This is a genomic window from Micromonospora cathayae (genome assembly GCF_028993575.1).
In the GTDB taxonomy this organism is placed as follows: Bacteria; Actinomycetota; Actinomycetes; order Mycobacteriales; family Micromonosporaceae; genus Micromonospora; species Micromonospora cathayae.
In genome coordinates this window covers 2023980-2038513 of sequence record NZ_CP118615.1, presented here as the reverse complement: position 1 = coordinate 2038513, position 14534 = coordinate 2023980, and the positions used below count along the sequence as shown (strand labels likewise).

The following is a 14534-nucleotide window of genomic DNA, read 5'->3' as shown; positions in this document are numbered from 1 at the left end:
CGGGGTTGCTGACGGCCCCGGACGCCCCGTTGAGGCCGACTGCGCCCATCAGGGATCCGCCGAGCCACAGGGCGGCTCCGACGTCGTGCAGGCTGCGGATGACGGTGTGACGCTCGTTCATGGTTTCCTCCGGCGAGGAAGGTAGGGCGTGGGATGCGCCTTGGCACAGGCAGGCGTCGTTGTCCTGGGTGCTCGCCGCCCGCCCGGATGACGGCTGCCATCGGTGCCGGCGGGCATCCTGGTACGAGGTGTCTCTCGGGCCGGGTCGGCGACGCTCTCGGGCGGTTACGGGTTGGTGCGGCGGGCGGCGAGGCGTGCCGCGTCGGGCCAGCGGACGTCGTGGGCCCAGCCGAGCTTCTCGAAGAGCCAGATCAGCCGGGCGGCGGGATCGATCTGACCGCGCAGCACCCCGTGGCGGGCGCCGGTGGGGTCGGCGTGGTGGGAGTTGTGCCAACTCTCCCCGAACGACAGGACCGCCAGCGGCCAGAAGTTCGTGGCCTTGTCCTTGCTGATGAAGGGACGCTGACCCACGACGTGACAGATCGAGTTGACCGACCAGGTGACATGGTGCACCACCGCCATGCGGACCAGCCCGGCCCAGAAGAACCCGGTCAACGCTCCGGTCCACGAGCCGCTGACGAGGCCGCCGATCACCGCCGGGAGCAGCAGCGACGCGGCCACCAACGGTCCGAACAGTCGGTCCACGACCCGGATGTCGCGGTCGGCGAGCAGGTCAGGGGCGAAGCGGGCCTTGTTGGTGATCTCCCGATTCAGCAACCAGCCAAGGTGGGAGTGGAGCAGCCCCTTGACCAGCGCGGCGACACCGGTGCCGTAGCGCCACGGCGAATGGGGATCTCCCTCCCGGTCGGTGAACGCGTGATGGCGGCGATGGTCGGCCACCCACTTGGTCGGGGTGCCCTGCACGGCGAGACTGCCGGCCACCGCCAGCGCGATGCGCAGGCCGCGGCGGGCCTTGAACGATCCGTGGGTCAGGTGCCGGTGGAACCCGACGGTCGCACCGGCCATCGCGATCACGTACCCTACGACGGCCATCGAGGCGTCCAGCCCGGACAGACCTCGGCCCCAGGCCAGCGGCACCGCCGCGATCAGCGCCGCGACCGGCAGCACCAGGAATACCCACAACATCACCAGGGAGCCGGCCGACTGGGTGCCCTCGATCAGCGGCTTCGGCGCCGGACGGGGCGTACTCGCGCGGACGGCGGACAATTCTACGCTCATCACCACATACCTTCCGGGGCTGGTCCGATGATCACATACGCCCGCTGCGGAGCGCTCCAGCGTGTGATCCCGAACTGGAGGACTGACGAGGGGAAGGCCGCGAGGTCTGGGCAGCCGTCCGCTGGCTTTGCGGTAGAAGGCACCGCGTTGCCGGCGCAACGTTGGAGTCGATGACCCCGATACAGAGATGCCCTTCAGTTACCGGGCGAAACACCGCCCGTCTCGACTTTGCCGTGATACCTCCGAGGTGGCGGTGAGGTCGTGGTGGTCACGAACGGCCCGGCCAGAACAGGCGCGCCCTCAGGAGTACAAATGTGGCGCCAGCATGGCCCGCTTGGTGACGAAGGCGTGGGCCACGTCGGTCGGTTGCCGGTTGTCGCAGCGGGCGTAGTGGCTCCGGGGGCGAGAATGTCGGCGAGGTTGCGCCCCTTGACGTACGCCATCGCGACGGTCTCTGCGCCTGAGGTGAGCCGTAGCAGGAACCGACGAGGCGAGACTGGCGGCAGCGCCGACGCCGTCGCCAGCCGCGGCTCGCCCAGTCCCGCCGAACTGCTCGCATGAACAGGACAAACGCGGCTTGCTGATCTTCCGCAGCAGACCACAGCATCGCTGCGGAGCGACAGGCGAACGTGGGAAGAATGCAGAACGCTGCAGGTGATCAGCCGACCGGGACAGGCGGAGCGTCGGGTTAGGGAACCGATGCTCTACCCCCTGAGCTACGAGGGCGCGAGTGCCCAGTCTCGCGACCTGGGGGTTCACCCGGGGTGGCAGGGCGCAGCGCAGGATCCTCCCGCGACCGGGGCGCGCCCTACGGCCGGACGATGATGTTGCCGACCTTGCGGCCGGAGTCGACGCGTTGGTGGGCCGCCGCGATCCCGTCGAGATCGCAGACCCGGTCGACGACCGCGCTCAGTTCGCCGTCGGCCACCATCAGCAGCAGGAGTTCGATGTCCTCGACCCGCTCCGGCGCGGCACCGGCCTTGACGGCACCGCGGGCGCGGACGGTCGCCCACAGGTCGGCCGCGGCGAGCAGGAGCACACCCTTGTCGGTGAGTAGTCGCCTCCCGGACGCGGGCGACAGGTTGCCCACGGTGTCGAGGACGACGTCGAAGCGGTCGGGCACGTCGGCCAGGTCGGTGGTGGTGTAGTCGATGACCCGGTCTGCGCCGAGCTCGGTGACCAGGCGGTTGTTCCGGGTGCTGGTCACGGCGGTGACGCTCGCCCCGAAGTGCCTGGCCAGTTGTACGGCGTTGGTGCCGATCGCCCCGGACGCGCCGTTGACCAGCACGGACTGCCCCGGGCGCACGGCGGCCCTGTCGCGGAGGAAGTACAGCGCGGTCGTGCCGCCGAAGAGCACCCCGGCTGCGTCCTCGTGGGTCACCTTCGCCGGCTTGCGGACGATCCTCTTCGCCGGGACGACCACGTACTGCGCGTGCGCGCCGAGCCGGACTCCCGTCATGCCACACACCTCGTCGCCGGGAGAGAGACCGGTGACCGTCGCGCCGACGGCTTCGACCCGGCCGGAGAACACACCGCCGAGGATCGTCCGCCGGGGCCGGGACGCGCCGAACGCCAGTCGGGCGAAGGGCGCGAACCCCTTCGGGAAGCGGGCGGCACGGATGCGGGAGTCGGCTGCGGTGACCGCCGTGGCGACGACCCGGACGAGCACCTCGTCGGCCCGGGGCGTCGGGGTGGGTACGTCGGTGATGCGTACGACATCCGGTGTGCCGTACCTGTCGATGACCGCTGCCCGCATGGCTCTCCCTTACACATGTAAGTCAACGCCTCGTACGGTATCCTTACGCCTGTAAGGCTGCAAGAGTCGAACGAGGTGACATGACCAACCGACCGGCCTTGACCCGTGACCGCGTCATCGAGGCCGCCGCCCGCGTCGCCGACCGCGCCGGCCTCGGTGGAGTGAGCATGCGCAACGTCGGCAAGGAGCTCGGCGTCGAGGCGATGTCGCTCTACCACCACGTCGCCGGCAAGGACGACCTGCTCGACGGGCTGGCGGACTGGATCTTCACCGGGATCGAACTGCCCACCCCCGACCGGCCCTGGCGACCGGCCATGACCGACCGGGCCGCCTCGGCGCGAAGCGTGCTGTCCCGGCACCCGTGGGCGCTCAGCCTGGTCGAGTCACGCCGTACCCCCGGCCGGGCACTGCTGCGACACCACGACACGGTCCTGGGTTGCCTGCGGCGCAACGGCTTCCCGGTCGCACTGGCCGCCCATGCCTTCTCCGCGATCGACGCCTACGTCTACGGCTTCGTGCAGACCGAACTCAACCTGCCCCTGCAATCCGGCGAGGGGGTCGACGAGTTCGTGTCGGAGCTCGGGCTCCCCGCCGACACCTACCCCTACCTGACCGAGATGGTCACCGAGCTGGTCGTCGGCAGGGGCTACGAATACGCCGACGAGTTCGACTACGGGCTCGGGCTGATCCTCGACGGACTCGAGGAGCGGCTCGGCCGCCCGGACAACTCGGGGTGATCCGGCGGCGCCTGCCACCCGGCCGCCTCCGCCGGTCCGTCGACGTCGAGCGGATCGCCCGTACGACATGGCATGGCCGGCCTCACGGGCGCACGACCGACCGACGGTCTCCCGGCCGGGCGGGTTTCACCCGCCCGGTTCGTCCCGGTCGAGGATGACGTTGACGCGCTGCAGGACGTCGATCTGCGCGGGGTTGTACAACTCGACGACCGCCCGGAGGAAGACCAGCCAGTTGCGTGGCCCACGGCCCGCCGCACCCTGCTCCGCCAGCTCCCGCAGGCGTGGATGCTTCTGCCGGTCGCGGTCGATGTCGGGGGCGAGCCGCTCGGCCAGGTTCTGCCGGGTCTCCTCACTCGCGTCCTCGGTCAGCGCATCGAGATCCTTTCCGGCGGCGGTGGGGGTAGAGGTGTACGTCTCCCGCAGGGTGTCCAGCACCTGCGGATCGAGGACCCGCGAGCAGACGAGCAGGAACGCCCGTTCAGCCTCGGACAGGTCGCCAGCGAGGTGACCGAAGCCCGGCGGCAGGTCGGTGCGGTCGGGTTGCCGGAGGATTCCCGCCAGTTCCTCGCGGATCCGCTGCTGGCGTTCGATGCTGGCGGCCAGTTCGGCGTCGAGGGCGCGGAACGTCTGTTCCGCGCCCTCGACCGAGCTCTCCACCGCGGCGATGTCGGCCAGCGGCACACCCAGGTCCGCCAGGCGTCGGATCCGCAGCAACCGGACGAGATGCCTGGTCTGGTACTGCTTGTAGCCGTTGACCGCCCGCTCGGGCTCCTCCAGCAGCCCGATCCGGTGGTAGTGCCGCACCGCCTTCAGCGTGGTGCCGGCAATCTCGGCCAGCTCACGCGTGCTCCAGCCGCCCCCGTTCCGCATGCCGTCATTGCACACCGTGCCCCGGGGGCACAGTCAACGTCAGCCGCGCTGGCAGGTCCGGTCGCCGGCCGGCATCTTGCCATCTACCAGGTACGTCGTGGTGAGGTTCAGCGCACAGGCGTTGCCGCCGAGCACGTAGACGCCGTGCCCGCTCTCGTTGACGGTCACCAGCCGGGAGCGCTCCTCGAACTTCTCCCGCAGCAGCCTGCCACCCGCGAGCGGGGTGACCGGGTCGTGCCGGTTCTGCAGGATCAGCACGTTGCGCCGGCCCTTGTCGTTCACCGCGACGGGCGGCTCGGCCGGCTCGTGCTTCCAGAAGGCGCAGGGGGTGATGTTGGCGCTGGCCGCGCCGAACAGCGGGAACCGCTTCCGGTCCTGCGCGACAGCCCGCCGGTAGGTGTCCACGTCCTCGGGCCACTCGACGTCGTTGCAGGTGACGGCGAGGAACACGGTGAGGGCGTTGTCCTGCGGGTTGGGTGCGGTCGCCGCCTTCGCCCGCGACGCCTCACCGGGGTCCAGGTAGGTCTGCCAGATCCGCGCGAGGTTCGGGTACTGGATCTCGTTGTAGAGAGAGCCGAAGGTGATCTGCCGGAGAAGGGCACCGGTGAGCCCGTCGGGGGTGGGCGTCCTGTCGAGCCGTTCGGCGAGGGTGAGGTAGGTCCGGCGTACCTGCTGCGGGGTGCGACCCAGGCCGTAGGACTCGTGCCGCGCCGCCGCCCACTTCGCGAAGTCGGGGAACGTCTGTTCCATACCGAGCGCGAACCGGCGCAGTCCGGCCCGGTCGAGATGGGTGTCGCCGATGATGCTGTCCAGCACGACCCGGTCGGTGGTGTCCGGGAACATCGAGGTGTACGCGGCACCCAGTGCCGAGCCGTAGGACGCCCCGTAGAAGCTGGCTTTCTCCTCGCCCAGGGCGGCGCGAATCCGGTCCAGGTCACGGGCCATGTTGGCGGTACTCAGGTGGCGCAGCCGCCCGTCGGTGTCGTTGGCTGCGCAGCGTTCGGCGACGTCCCTGGCGATCTCCGCCTGCCGGGTGACGGCCGCGTCGTCGGACGCGTACGGCGGGATGTTGGCCCAGTAGCCGTCGTCGGCGGTGAAACCGCAGCTCACCGGTGCCGAGTGCCCGACGCCCCGGGTGTCCATGCCGATCAGGTCGTAGGCGTCCGTGACGCCGGTCGGCAGCCCCTTCGAGACCAGGAAGGCCGGCTGGTCCAGCCCGGTACCGCCCGGCCCGCCCGGGTTGAACATCAGCACGCCGCGCCGCTTCTCCGGCTTCGTGCTGGCGATCCGCGACACCATGAGCTCGATCTGGGTGCCGTCCGGGTCACGGTAGTCCAACGGAACCGGTACCTTCGCGCACTGCACCGGCAGCTGCACCGTCGGCGGCACCACCACATCCTCCGGACACGCCGCCCACACCAGCCCCGCCACGGGCTTCCCCGTCGCCGACTGCCCCGCCGCCGGAATGACCGCGACCAGGGTACCGACCATGCCGAGTACTCCCGCCAGGGCAACACCGCGTCTTCGCACCGTTCTCGCCTCCTGTCCGACCCGCCCTCAGCGGGCTCGCCCCCATCCGAACCCGTGCCCTCGGGGCATGGTCAAACGGTCGGCTCGACAGGGAACCTCGTGCTCAGCGCCGGGCTTGTCGTCATCACCGCGATCGTCTGGTGGCTGACCCGGCGTCGGTCCCGCACGCGCCCGGTTCGGGTCGCCAACGGTGCCGGGGACGCCGGGTCGCCGGCCGAGGCGGCACACATCCGGGCCACCGGTGTGCGGTGCCCGGCGGGTGAAGACGGTCCAGGCGCGTTCGCCGAGGCGTTGGCGGCGACGCAGAGGGCTTTGCGGACCGCCTGATCTGGGGTCACGCTCAACGCGCCCTCCTCGACGAGGGTTTCCGGGGAGGCGCAGCCGGCCGCATCCGGCGTCGGCGCTGCGCCTGTCATGCAACCGCCGGCGGTCAGGCCGGACTGTCGTTCACTGTCCGGGAGCGCGGTAGCGGAGGTGGAGGACGCCGTTGCGGAATCGGCGCTCGTCGAGGAGTTCGAGGTCGACGCGCATGCCGGTCGGCAGCCCTGGCTTGCCGCCGCCGACGACCACGGGCCAGACGAGCAGTTGGCACTCGTCGACCAGCCCGGCCTGGAATGCCTGGGCCGCGAGGTGGGCACCTCCTATGGTGAGGTCGCTGCTGGCGGCGGCCTTCAGTTCCCGTACCGCGGCGGGGTCGAACCGGCGTTCGAGCCGGGTGTCGGCGGTTGACACCGCGCTGAGGGTCGTGGAGTACACGACTTTGCTCGCCGCCTGCCAGACGCTCGCGAAGTCGGCCGCGAGGTCGGACCGGGTGGCCAGCGCGGCGTCGGTCTCCCAGACGGCCATCGACTCGTACAGTCGTCGCCCGTAGAGGAAGGTGCCTACGGACCGCACGAGGTCGGTGGTGAAGGCGAACACCTCGTCGTCGGGTGGAAGCCAGGCGAAGACTCCGCGTTCGTCCTCGATGTAGCCGTCGAGCGACACGTTCGTCACGTAGATCAACTTGGCCATACCTGTACCCCTCGGTGATTCATTGCGACAGCCTGGGAGTTCGTCAGTGCGGCGTCCAGCTTGGTGAACGCCTGGTGCCAGCCTTCCTCGCTGGGGTGCGCCAGGTGCCCGGGGAGCCACTGGCGGATCTCGAGTCGGGTCCGGCCGTCGGCCTCGTCGTGGAACTCGACCCGCAGCCTCGTCTCGAACGGTTCGATGCCCTCCTGCAGCCGGCCGCCGACGCGCATGACGCCTTCGAGCAGTTCGCCGTCCACGACGTCGGTGAGGTCGATGTGGACGTGTACGCGAAGGCGGGGGTCGGCTGCGTTGACCTCCGTCCACCGTTGGTAGCCGCCGGGGCGTACGTCGAACTCGATCGTGTCGCGCGGCAGTGAGTTGCCGGTCGGGCCCCACCACGCCGCCAGGTGGTCGGGATCGGTGAAGGCCCGGTAGACGAGCTGCCGCGGCGCGTCGAACACGCGGGAGACGGCGAGCTGCGGGGTTTCGGTGTTCATTCGGGCTCCCTGGGGTCGCCGGCCGGGCCGTCCGTCACCGGTCCGGCCGCCTGCACCGCGGCGAGGTGGGCATCGAGGCGGGTGAGGGACGAGTCCCAGAACCGCCGGTACCGCTCGATCCAGTCGGCCGCCTCACGCAGCGGGGCGGCTTCGAGGTGGCTCGCGCGCCATCTACCCGACCGTGACCGCGAGATGAGCGCGGCGCGTTCGAGCACTTTCAGGTGCCGTGACACCGCCGGCATCGAGATCGACAGCGGAGCGGTGAGCTCGGTGACCGTGGCGTCGCGTGCGGCCAGCTCGGCGATGATCGCCCGTCGGGTCGGGTCGGCGAGGGCCGAGAACACCGCGCTGAGCTGATCGGTGCCAGCCATCGCAGGCCCCCTTCACTTAACCAACATGTTAAGCGTAGCACTAGGGCCTGTGTCGCCTCACGGTCGTACCGGGCGATGGACTCCCACTGCCCGAAGGTGAGCACCGGCTCCCAGTTGATGTCGAGATCGACGTCTCGATAATCGGTGCTCTTGACCTCGTTGGCCCGCTTGTCGCGGATCTCGTGGCGCACGACGCCGTCCCTGCCGACGGACATCGCCGGGAACCAACCGGTGCGTGCTCCCGACTACTCAGCCGGGTGCCCCCGTCACCCACCGCTCCTCCACTGTCGACCATCAGGAGAACCCGGTGCCGCGACCACGTCCGCTCGTTGCTGCCCTCGCCCTGTCGATCGCGCTGACCAGCGCGTGCAGCTCCGATTCCGGCGACGCCACCTCGTCCACGACGCTGCGCATCGGGTTGAGCGCCGAGTCGGGCGCGCTGGATCCGCACGCGTTCACCGGCAACTTCCTGATGCTCGACGCCCTCTACGAGCCACTGGTCGGCTACGGCGAGGACGGGCGGCTGGAACCGGGTCTGGCGGAGTCGTGGACCGTCGCCCCGGACGGCCGGCAGGTGACCTTCGACCTGCGCGACGGGGTCCGGTTCACCGACGGTTCACCACTCGACGCCGCCGCCGTCAAGTGGAACTTCGACCGGTGGGTGGGGAACGAGCGCTTCTCGTTCTTCCGGGCCGCGAAGGTCATCACCTCGGTGCGGGCCGCCGACCCGGACACCGTGGTGCTGACGCTGTCCGAGCCGTACGAGCCGCTGTTGCAGGAACTGTCGATCGTCCGGCCGGTCCGGCTGCTCAGCCCGAAGTCGGTGGCCGCCGACGGGACGTTCCAGAACCCGGTGGGCACCGGCGCGTGGAAGCTCGTCTCCAACAGCGCCACCGGCGCGGTGCTGGCCCGCAACGACGACCACTGGGGGGAGAAGCCGCGGCTGGAGCGCCTCGAGTTCACGGTGATCCCGGACTCCCAGGCCCGCGTCGACGCCCTCACCAACGGTGAGATCGACCTGATCGGCGGCGGTTACCTGGCCCCGATCACCCCGGTCGAGGCGAAGTCCCTCGACGGGCGGGACGACGTCAGGCTGCTCACCGGCACACCGGACGTCTCGATCATGCTCGGGTTCAACCCGGACGGCCCGGCCGGTGACCGGGCGGTACGCGAGGCGGTGATCCGGGCGGTCGACACCACCGCCCTGGCGAAGACCCTGCTCCTGGGCTACGCGGAGCCGGCCCGCCGGGTGTTCCCACCGGACGTGCCGGACTCCGGCACCGATCTGCCGCCCGGCTTCGACCAGGCGGCGGCGCGCCGCGTCCTGGACACCGCCGGCTACCGCCCCCAGGGCGAAGGTCGGGTGAAGGACGGCAAGCGGCTCTCGCTGCGGCTGCTGATCCCGGCGACCCCGGCCGAGGGGCAGCTCGACCCGCGCACCATGGCCTCGGCGATCGCCGCCTCCCTCGGCCAGGTCGGTATCACCGTCGAGATCGTCCCGGTCGACGCCGCCGCCTACTACGACGAACGGGCCGAGGCCCGCTACGACCTCACCTTCTTCGAGACCCTCGGGGCGCCCTACGACCCGTCCAGTTCGGTCGTGTCGCTGTTCACGAGTTCGGCGCGGGCACCCCTGTGGGCCACGCCGGCCGTCGAGGACCTGGTGGACCGGGCACTGTTCGCCCGCGACCCCGCCACGCGGGCGGCGGCCTACCGGAACCTGTACGACGCGGTCGCCGCCGACGCCGGATTCGTACCGCTGGTCTACCGGCCACGGTTGTGGGCCGTCCGGAGCGCGGTGCAGGGTTTCTCGGTTCCGCCCACCGACGTGGACCTGGCACTCACCGGGGTCACCGTCAGGTGAGGACGTCGGTGCGGCTGCGCTCCGCCGGTGGCTACCTCGCGCGGTGGGCCGTCGACACGGCCGGTGTGCTCCTCGCGCTCTCCGCCGGTACGTTCGCGCTCGTCCTGCTGGCCCGCGGTGACCCGGCGGCGGTCCTGGCCGCGACCCGGGCCGGCCGGGCCGCGACACCCGACCAGATCGAGGCCGTCCGCGCCGAGCTGGGCCTGGACGCGCCCGCGCCGGTGCGGTACCTGCGCTGGCTCGCCGACGTGGCCACCGGTGACTTCGGACTGTCGCTGCGGACGAACACCCCGATCGGGCCGGAGGTCGCCGACCGGATCGGGGTGACGCTGGGGCTGGTGGGCGGCTCCGCCGTGCTCGCGGTGCTGCTGGGGGTGGGCGTGGGCGTCGCCGGGGCGCTGCTCGGCCGGGGCCTGCCCCGCGGAGCCCTGCGGGTGGGTGCCCTGCTGGTCACCTCGGTACCGGCCTTCTGGCTGAGTTACCTCCTCGTGCTGGTACTGGCCCTGCGGCTGCACCTGGTGCCGACCTCCGGCATGGCGGGTCCCGCGACGTGGGTGCTGCCGATGGTGGTGCTCGGCGTACCGGCGGCCGGCGCGCTCAGCCGGATCGTGGCGGTCACCCTACGCGAGGCCCTCGACCAGCCGTACGTGCTGGCGGCGCGGGCCCGGGGCAGCGGGCCGCTGTCGATCGTGTTCCGCGACGGCCTGCCCAACGCCGCCGGGCCGATCCTGTCCGTCGCCGGTTTCGCGGTCGGCAGCATGCTGGTGGGCACGGTGGTGGTGGAGCAGATCTTCGGCTGGCCCGGCCTCGGCGCGTACTTCGTCCGGGCCGCCGCCGGGCGGGACGTCCCGGCACTCCAGGCGAGCGCGCTCGTGCTGGGCAGCGGATTCATCCTCGCCAACCGGCTCGCCGACGTCCTGCACGCCCTGGTCGACCCGCGGTCCCGTCGCCGGACGGCGGCGGCATGACCACCGTCCAGCGCCGTCGGGGCGTCCCGGTGACCGGCCGTACCGTGCTGTTGGCGTTGCCCCTGCTCGGGTTCGCGCTCGTGGGGCTGCTGGCACCGGTGCTCGCCCCGGCCGATCCGACGGCCACCGATCTGGCGGCCAGCCTGCGGCCACCCTCGGCGGAGCACCTGCTCGGCACCGACCAGCTCGGCCGCGACCAGCTCAGCCGGCTGCTGTACGGCGCACGCAGCTCCCTGACGGTCGCCGCGGCGGTGCTGGCCGTCTCGATGACCGTCGGCGTCGTCGTCGGCACGGTCGCCGGCTACCTCGGCGGCGTACCGGACCGGGTCGTCGCCCGGCTCGTCGACACGGCCGTCTCCCTGCCGGGCATGCTGGTGGCGCTGGCGGTCATCGGCGTACGGGGTCCCGGCGTGGAGAACCTCGTCATCGCGCTGTGCCTGTGGGCGTGGGCACCGTACGCCCGGATCGCCCGCGCCCGGGTCGCCGGCCTGCGCGGCAGTCCCCACCTGGACGCCCTGCGGCTGCTCGGTGCCGGCCCGGCCCGCATCGTCGGCCGGCACCTGCTCCCACCGGCTCTCGCCCCGTGCCTGGTGTACGCCAGCACCGACGTGGGCACGATCGTCCTCGGTGTCGCCACCCTGAGCTTCCTCGGCCTCGGCATCCCCCCACCCCAGGCGGAGTGGGGTCAGATGCTCATCGAGGGCCGGCCCTTCCTCGCCTCCGCCTGGTGGCTGGCCTACCCACCGGGCATCGCGATCACCGCCGTGGTGTTCGCGAGCAACCTGCTCGGCGAGCGGTTGGCGGTCGGCGACGAGCGTCCCTCGATCCTGCGGTGGCTGCTCCCGACCCGCCGCCGCACCCGCCCCGCCACCCCGCCGGCAGACCCCGCAGCACCGCCGGACGCCCCCGCAGCACCGACGGTGACCGCACGCCCGACGACGGCGGCCCTCACAGCGACGGCGACGGTACGCCCGACGACGGCCGACCCGGACACGGGACACCCGGCCCGGTCGGCGCTGACCGGACTGCCGGCCGCGTCGACGGGGATCTCTTCCGGGGACGACAGTCTGCTGAGCGTCCGGGGGCTGTCGGTCGCCTATCCGCGCGACGGCGGACCCCACCGTGTCGTCGCCGACGTCTCCTACGACGTCCGGCGGGGGCAGATCCTGGCCGTCGTCGGTGAGACGGGAAGCGGCAAGACCACCGCCGTGCTGGCCCCCTTCGGGCTGCTGGACCCCGCCGCGACCGTCACCGGCTCGGCAGTCCTACGGGCCGGCGACGGGTTCCGCCAGCTCGTCGGACACCCACCCCACCAGCGACACCACCAGGGCCGCCGGGGCCACGACCGCCGGGTCGGCGTGGTCTTCCAGGACAGCCTCGCCGTGCTGAACCCGGTGCGGACCATCGGCGCGCACGTCGACGAGGCGGTCCGCAACGCCGGCCGGGGCGGACGCCGCGCCACCACCCGCCGGGTCACCGAGGAGCTGCTGCGCCTGGTCGGTCTGCCCGACCCGGCCGGGACCGCCCGCGCGTTTCCCCACCAGCTCTCCGGCGGGATGCGCCAACGGGTGCAGATCGCCGTCGCCATCGCCGGTGAGCCGGAACTGCTCGTCGCCGACGAACCGACCTCCGCCCTCGACGTCACCGTGCAGGCGCAACTGCTCGACCTGCTGACCGGACTCCGCGACGAACTGGATATGGCCATGATCCTGATCAGCCACGACCTCGCGGTGGTCACCCGCCTGGCGGACCGGGTGGCGGTGATGTACGCCGGCCGGATCGTGGAGTCGGGGCCACTCGCCAGCATCGTCGGGAACCCGGACCACCCGTACACGCGCGGTCTGCTCGACGCGGTGCCCCGTCCGGACGCGGCACCGGGCACCCGGTTCCGCACCATGCCCGGACGCTCGGGCACCGGGCCGGACGACAGCGGTGGCTGCGCGTTCGCCGCCCGTTGCCCGAGCGTGGTGCCGGCGTGCGCGCACCACCAGCCGGTGCCGGTGACGCTGGGCCCGGCACACCGGTCGGCGTGTTCCCGGCCGCGCGACACGACCGTGCCGGTCACCGGCACGGCCGCCGGACCGGACGGGAGGTGACCGATGCTGGAGATCGAGCGGGTGACCGCCGGCTACCGGCGGGCGGGTCGTGGCACCGTGATCGAGGACGTCACGATGCGCGTCGACCCGGGTGAGATCGTCGGGCTGGTCGGCGAGTCGGGCTGCGGGAAGACCACGCTGGCCCGGGTGGTCACCGGGCTGCACCGCCCGGCGGTGGGTGTGGTGCGCTTCGCCGGGTCCGACGTGCACGCCCTCCGGGGCCGGGCGCTGCGCACGCACCGACGCCAGGTCCAGATGGTGTTCCAGGACCCGTCCCTGACCCTCGGTCCCCGACAGACGGTGCGGCAGGCGGTCGTCGAGCCGCTGCGGATCCACCGGATCGGGGACGCCCGTACCCGCGCGACCCGGGTGGACGAGCTGCTGGACCTCGTCGGACTCGATCCCGGGGTCGGCGACCGTCGGCCCCGGCACCTGTCCGGGGGGCAGCAGCAGCGCGTCGCGATCGCCCGCGCGATCGCCCTGGGTCCCCGGCTGCTCGTCTGCGACGAGCCTGTCACGGCGCTCGACGTGTCGGTACAGGCGAAGATCCTCAACCTGCTCTGCGACCTGCGGGACCGGCTCGGCCTGGCGTGTCTGTTCATCTCCCACGATCTCGCCGTGGTGCGGCAGCTCGCGAACCGGGTCGCGGTGATGCGGGCCGGCCGGATCGTCGAGCAGGGGCCGACCGTGGAGGTCACCACGGGCCCGCGTCACCCGTACACCCGGGCGCTGCTGGCGGCGACCCCCACGATCGACGTCCCGGTCAGCTGGTCGGCTGGGTCGGCTGGGTCGGCTGGGTCGGCTGGGTCGGCTTCTCGTAGACGGTGACGTGGGTGCCGGTGCCGACGTACGGTTCGCGCCGCCAGCCACCCCACCGGTGCCGGCGTTCCAGACCCGCCATCCGGGCCATCAGGTCGAGTTCCGACGGCCAGGCGTACCGCATCGACACCGGCGCCAACCGGACCTGCCCGTCGCCGCCGATGAGGATGTGCTGGCCGTCGAAACGCTGGTTCACCGGGTCGTGCCGCACCGCGACCAGGCGGACGTGCTCGTGGTCGACCCGGTGCGCGTCGACGCTCTGGTTGCGCTGGTAACGGGCCAGGTCGGGCACCACGCACTCCAGGACGAACCGGCCGCCCGGCACGAGCCGACGCGCGACGTTGGCGAAGCAGCGCACCTGGTCCTCCTGGTTCATCAGGAAGAAGAACGTGGTGAAGACGACGAAGACCATGGCGAACCGGTCGTCGGTGCCCGGCTCGACGTCGACCATGTCGCCGATGGTCACCGGGATCCGCTCCCCGCCGGGTTTGGCCCGCAGCCGGGCCACCATCGCCTCGGACGAGTCGACGCCCCGCAGGTCGATCCCCTGCTCGGCGAGGGGGATGGTGACCCGGCCGGTGCCCACGGCCAGTTCCAGGACGGGTCCGGCCGGACCGTCCCCGATCAGCTCGGTCAGGCAGCGCACGGCGTCGGTCGGGTCGAGGTCGGCGTGCCATTCGTCGTAGACGTCGGCGTTGCGCTCGCCGTAGGTCTCCGGTCCGTACGTGGTCACGGGGCGGCTCCTGTCGAGGTGGGTGCGGGCGGTCGGTCCAGGTGGG

General features: G+C 71.8%; 13 protein-coding genes. 5 read left to right on the top strand and 8 right to left on the bottom strand.

All coding sequences use genetic code 11. The features are described 5' to 3' along the window. Window positions 1–285: 285 nt before the first annotated feature. The gene (locus PVK37_RS09410) at window positions 286–1239 is read right to left on the bottom strand and encodes an acyl-CoA desaturase (RefSeq protein ID WP_275033422.1); all 954 of its coding nucleotides are present in this window, start codon (window positions 1237–1239) and stop codon (window positions 286–288) included. 808 nt (window positions 1240–2047) lie between these two features. Next, entirely contained in the window at window positions 2048–2995 is a 948-nt protein-coding gene (locus PVK37_RS09405; protein WP_275033421.1) for an NAD(P)-dependent alcohol dehydrogenase, read from the bottom strand. 80 nt (window positions 2996–3075) lie between these two features. On the opposite strand from PVK37_RS09405, the gene PVK37_RS09400 reads away from it, so the two are divergent. After that, window positions 3076–3732, top strand: a complete 657-nt coding sequence (locus PVK37_RS09400; RefSeq protein ID WP_275033420.1) for a TetR/AcrR family transcriptional regulator — start codon at window positions 3076–3078, stop codon at window positions 3730–3732. 126 nt (window positions 3733–3858) lie between these two features. On the opposite strand, the gene PVK37_RS09395 is transcribed toward PVK37_RS09400, so the two are convergent. From PVK37_RS09395 to PVK37_RS09375, 5 genes are all read right to left on the bottom strand, one after another. After that, entirely contained in the window at window positions 3859–4602 is a 744-nt protein-coding gene (locus PVK37_RS09395; RefSeq protein ID WP_275033419.1) for a helix-turn-helix domain-containing protein, read from the bottom strand. 39 nt (window positions 4603–4641) lie between these two features. Continuing rightward, window positions 4642–6093, bottom strand: a complete 1452-nt coding sequence (locus tag PVK37_RS09390; protein WP_275033418.1) for an alpha/beta hydrolase — start codon at window positions 6091–6093, stop codon at window positions 4642–4644. A gap of 486 nt (window positions 6094–6579) precedes the next feature. After that, the gene (locus PVK37_RS09385) at window positions 6580–7143 is read right to left on the bottom strand and encodes a dihydrofolate reductase family protein (RefSeq protein ID WP_275033417.1); all 564 of its coding nucleotides are present in this window, start codon (window positions 7141–7143) and stop codon (window positions 6580–6582) included. Next, complete coding sequence (locus PVK37_RS09380; RefSeq protein WP_275033416.1) at window positions 7131–7637, bottom strand: SRPBCC family protein; 507 nt, start codon at window positions 7635–7637, stop codon at window positions 7131–7133. Before PVK37_RS09380 ends, PVK37_RS09385 begins: the two co-directional genes overlap by 13 nt. Continuing rightward, on the bottom strand, window positions 7634–8008 hold the full coding sequence (locus PVK37_RS09375) for an ArsR/SmtB family transcription factor (RefSeq protein WP_275033415.1): 375 nt from the start codon (window positions 8006–8008) through the stop codon (window positions 7634–7636). The genes PVK37_RS09380 and PVK37_RS09375 overlap by 4 nt, the downstream gene beginning before the upstream one ends. 307 nt (window positions 8009–8315) lie before the next feature. Between PVK37_RS09375 and PVK37_RS09370 the strand changes: the two genes are divergently transcribed. The 4 genes from PVK37_RS09370 to PVK37_RS09355 are packed head-to-tail and all read left to right on the top strand — an operon-like array spanning window position 8316 to window position 13764. Next, complete coding sequence (locus PVK37_RS09370) at window positions 8316–9872, top strand: ABC transporter substrate-binding protein (protein ID WP_275033414.1); 1557 nt, start codon at window positions 8316–8318, stop codon at window positions 9870–9872. Continuing rightward, the gene (locus tag PVK37_RS09365) at window positions 9869–10840 is read left to right on the top strand and encodes an ABC transporter permease (protein ID WP_275033413.1); all 972 of its coding nucleotides are present in this window, start codon (window positions 9869–9871) and stop codon (window positions 10838–10840) included. The genes PVK37_RS09370 and PVK37_RS09365 overlap by 4 nt, the downstream gene beginning before the upstream one ends. After that, complete coding sequence (locus PVK37_RS09360) at window positions 10837–12936, top strand: dipeptide/oligopeptide/nickel ABC transporter permease/ATP-binding protein (RefSeq protein WP_275033412.1); 2100 nt, start codon at window positions 10837–10839, stop codon at window positions 12934–12936. The genes PVK37_RS09365 and PVK37_RS09360 overlap by 4 nt, the downstream gene beginning before the upstream one ends. A 3-nt stretch (window positions 12937–12939) precedes the next feature. Further along, window positions 12940–13764, top strand: a complete 825-nt coding sequence (locus tag PVK37_RS09355) for an ATP-binding cassette domain-containing protein (protein ID WP_275033411.1) — start codon at window positions 12940–12942, stop codon at window positions 13762–13764. On the opposite strand, the gene PVK37_RS09350 is transcribed toward PVK37_RS09355, so the two are convergent. Continuing rightward, entirely contained in the window at window positions 13700–14488 is a 789-nt protein-coding gene (locus PVK37_RS09350) for a class I SAM-dependent DNA methyltransferase (RefSeq protein ID WP_275033410.1), read from the bottom strand. The two genes, PVK37_RS09355 and PVK37_RS09350, sit on opposite strands and share 65 nt — an antisense overlap. Between the last annotated feature and the right edge of the window lie 46 nt (window positions 14489–14534).

Bases quoted from the DNA above. Each gene is read 5' to 3' on its own strand.
- PVK37_RS09410 (WP_275033422.1), bottom strand. From the start codon at position 1,239: ATGAGCGTAGAATTGTCCGCCGTCCGCGCGAGTACGCCCCGTCCGGCG.
- PVK37_RS09405 (WP_275033421.1), bottom strand. From the start codon at position 2,995: ATGCGGGCAGCGGTCATCGACAGGTACGGCACACCGGATGTCGTACGC.
- PVK37_RS09400 (WP_275033420.1), top strand. From the start codon at position 3,076: ATGACCAACCGACCGGCCTTGACCCGTGACCGCGTCATCGAGGCCGCC.
- PVK37_RS09395 (WP_275033419.1), bottom strand. From the start codon at position 4,602: ATGCGGAACGGGGGCGGCTGGAGCACGCGTGAGCTGGCCGAGATTGCC.
- PVK37_RS09390 (WP_275033418.1), bottom strand. From the start codon at position 6,093: ATGGTCGGTACCCTGGTCGCGGTCATTCCGGCGGCGGGGCAGTCGGCG.
- PVK37_RS09385 (WP_275033417.1), bottom strand. From the start codon at position 7,143: ATGGCCAAGTTGATCTACGTGACGAACGTGTCGCTCGACGGCTACATC.
- PVK37_RS09380 (WP_275033416.1), bottom strand. From the start codon at position 7,637: ATGAACACCGAAACCCCGCAGCTCGCCGTCTCCCGCGTGTTCGACGCG.
- PVK37_RS09375 (WP_275033415.1), bottom strand. From the start codon at position 8,008: ATGGCTGGCACCGATCAGCTCAGCGCGGTGTTCTCGGCCCTCGCCGAC.
- PVK37_RS09360 (WP_275033412.1), top strand. From the start codon at position 10,837: ATGACCACCGTCCAGCGCCGTCGGGGCGTCCCGGTGACCGGCCGTACC.
- PVK37_RS09355 (WP_275033411.1), top strand. From the start codon at position 12,940: ATGCTGGAGATCGAGCGGGTGACCGCCGGCTACCGGCGGGCGGGTCGT.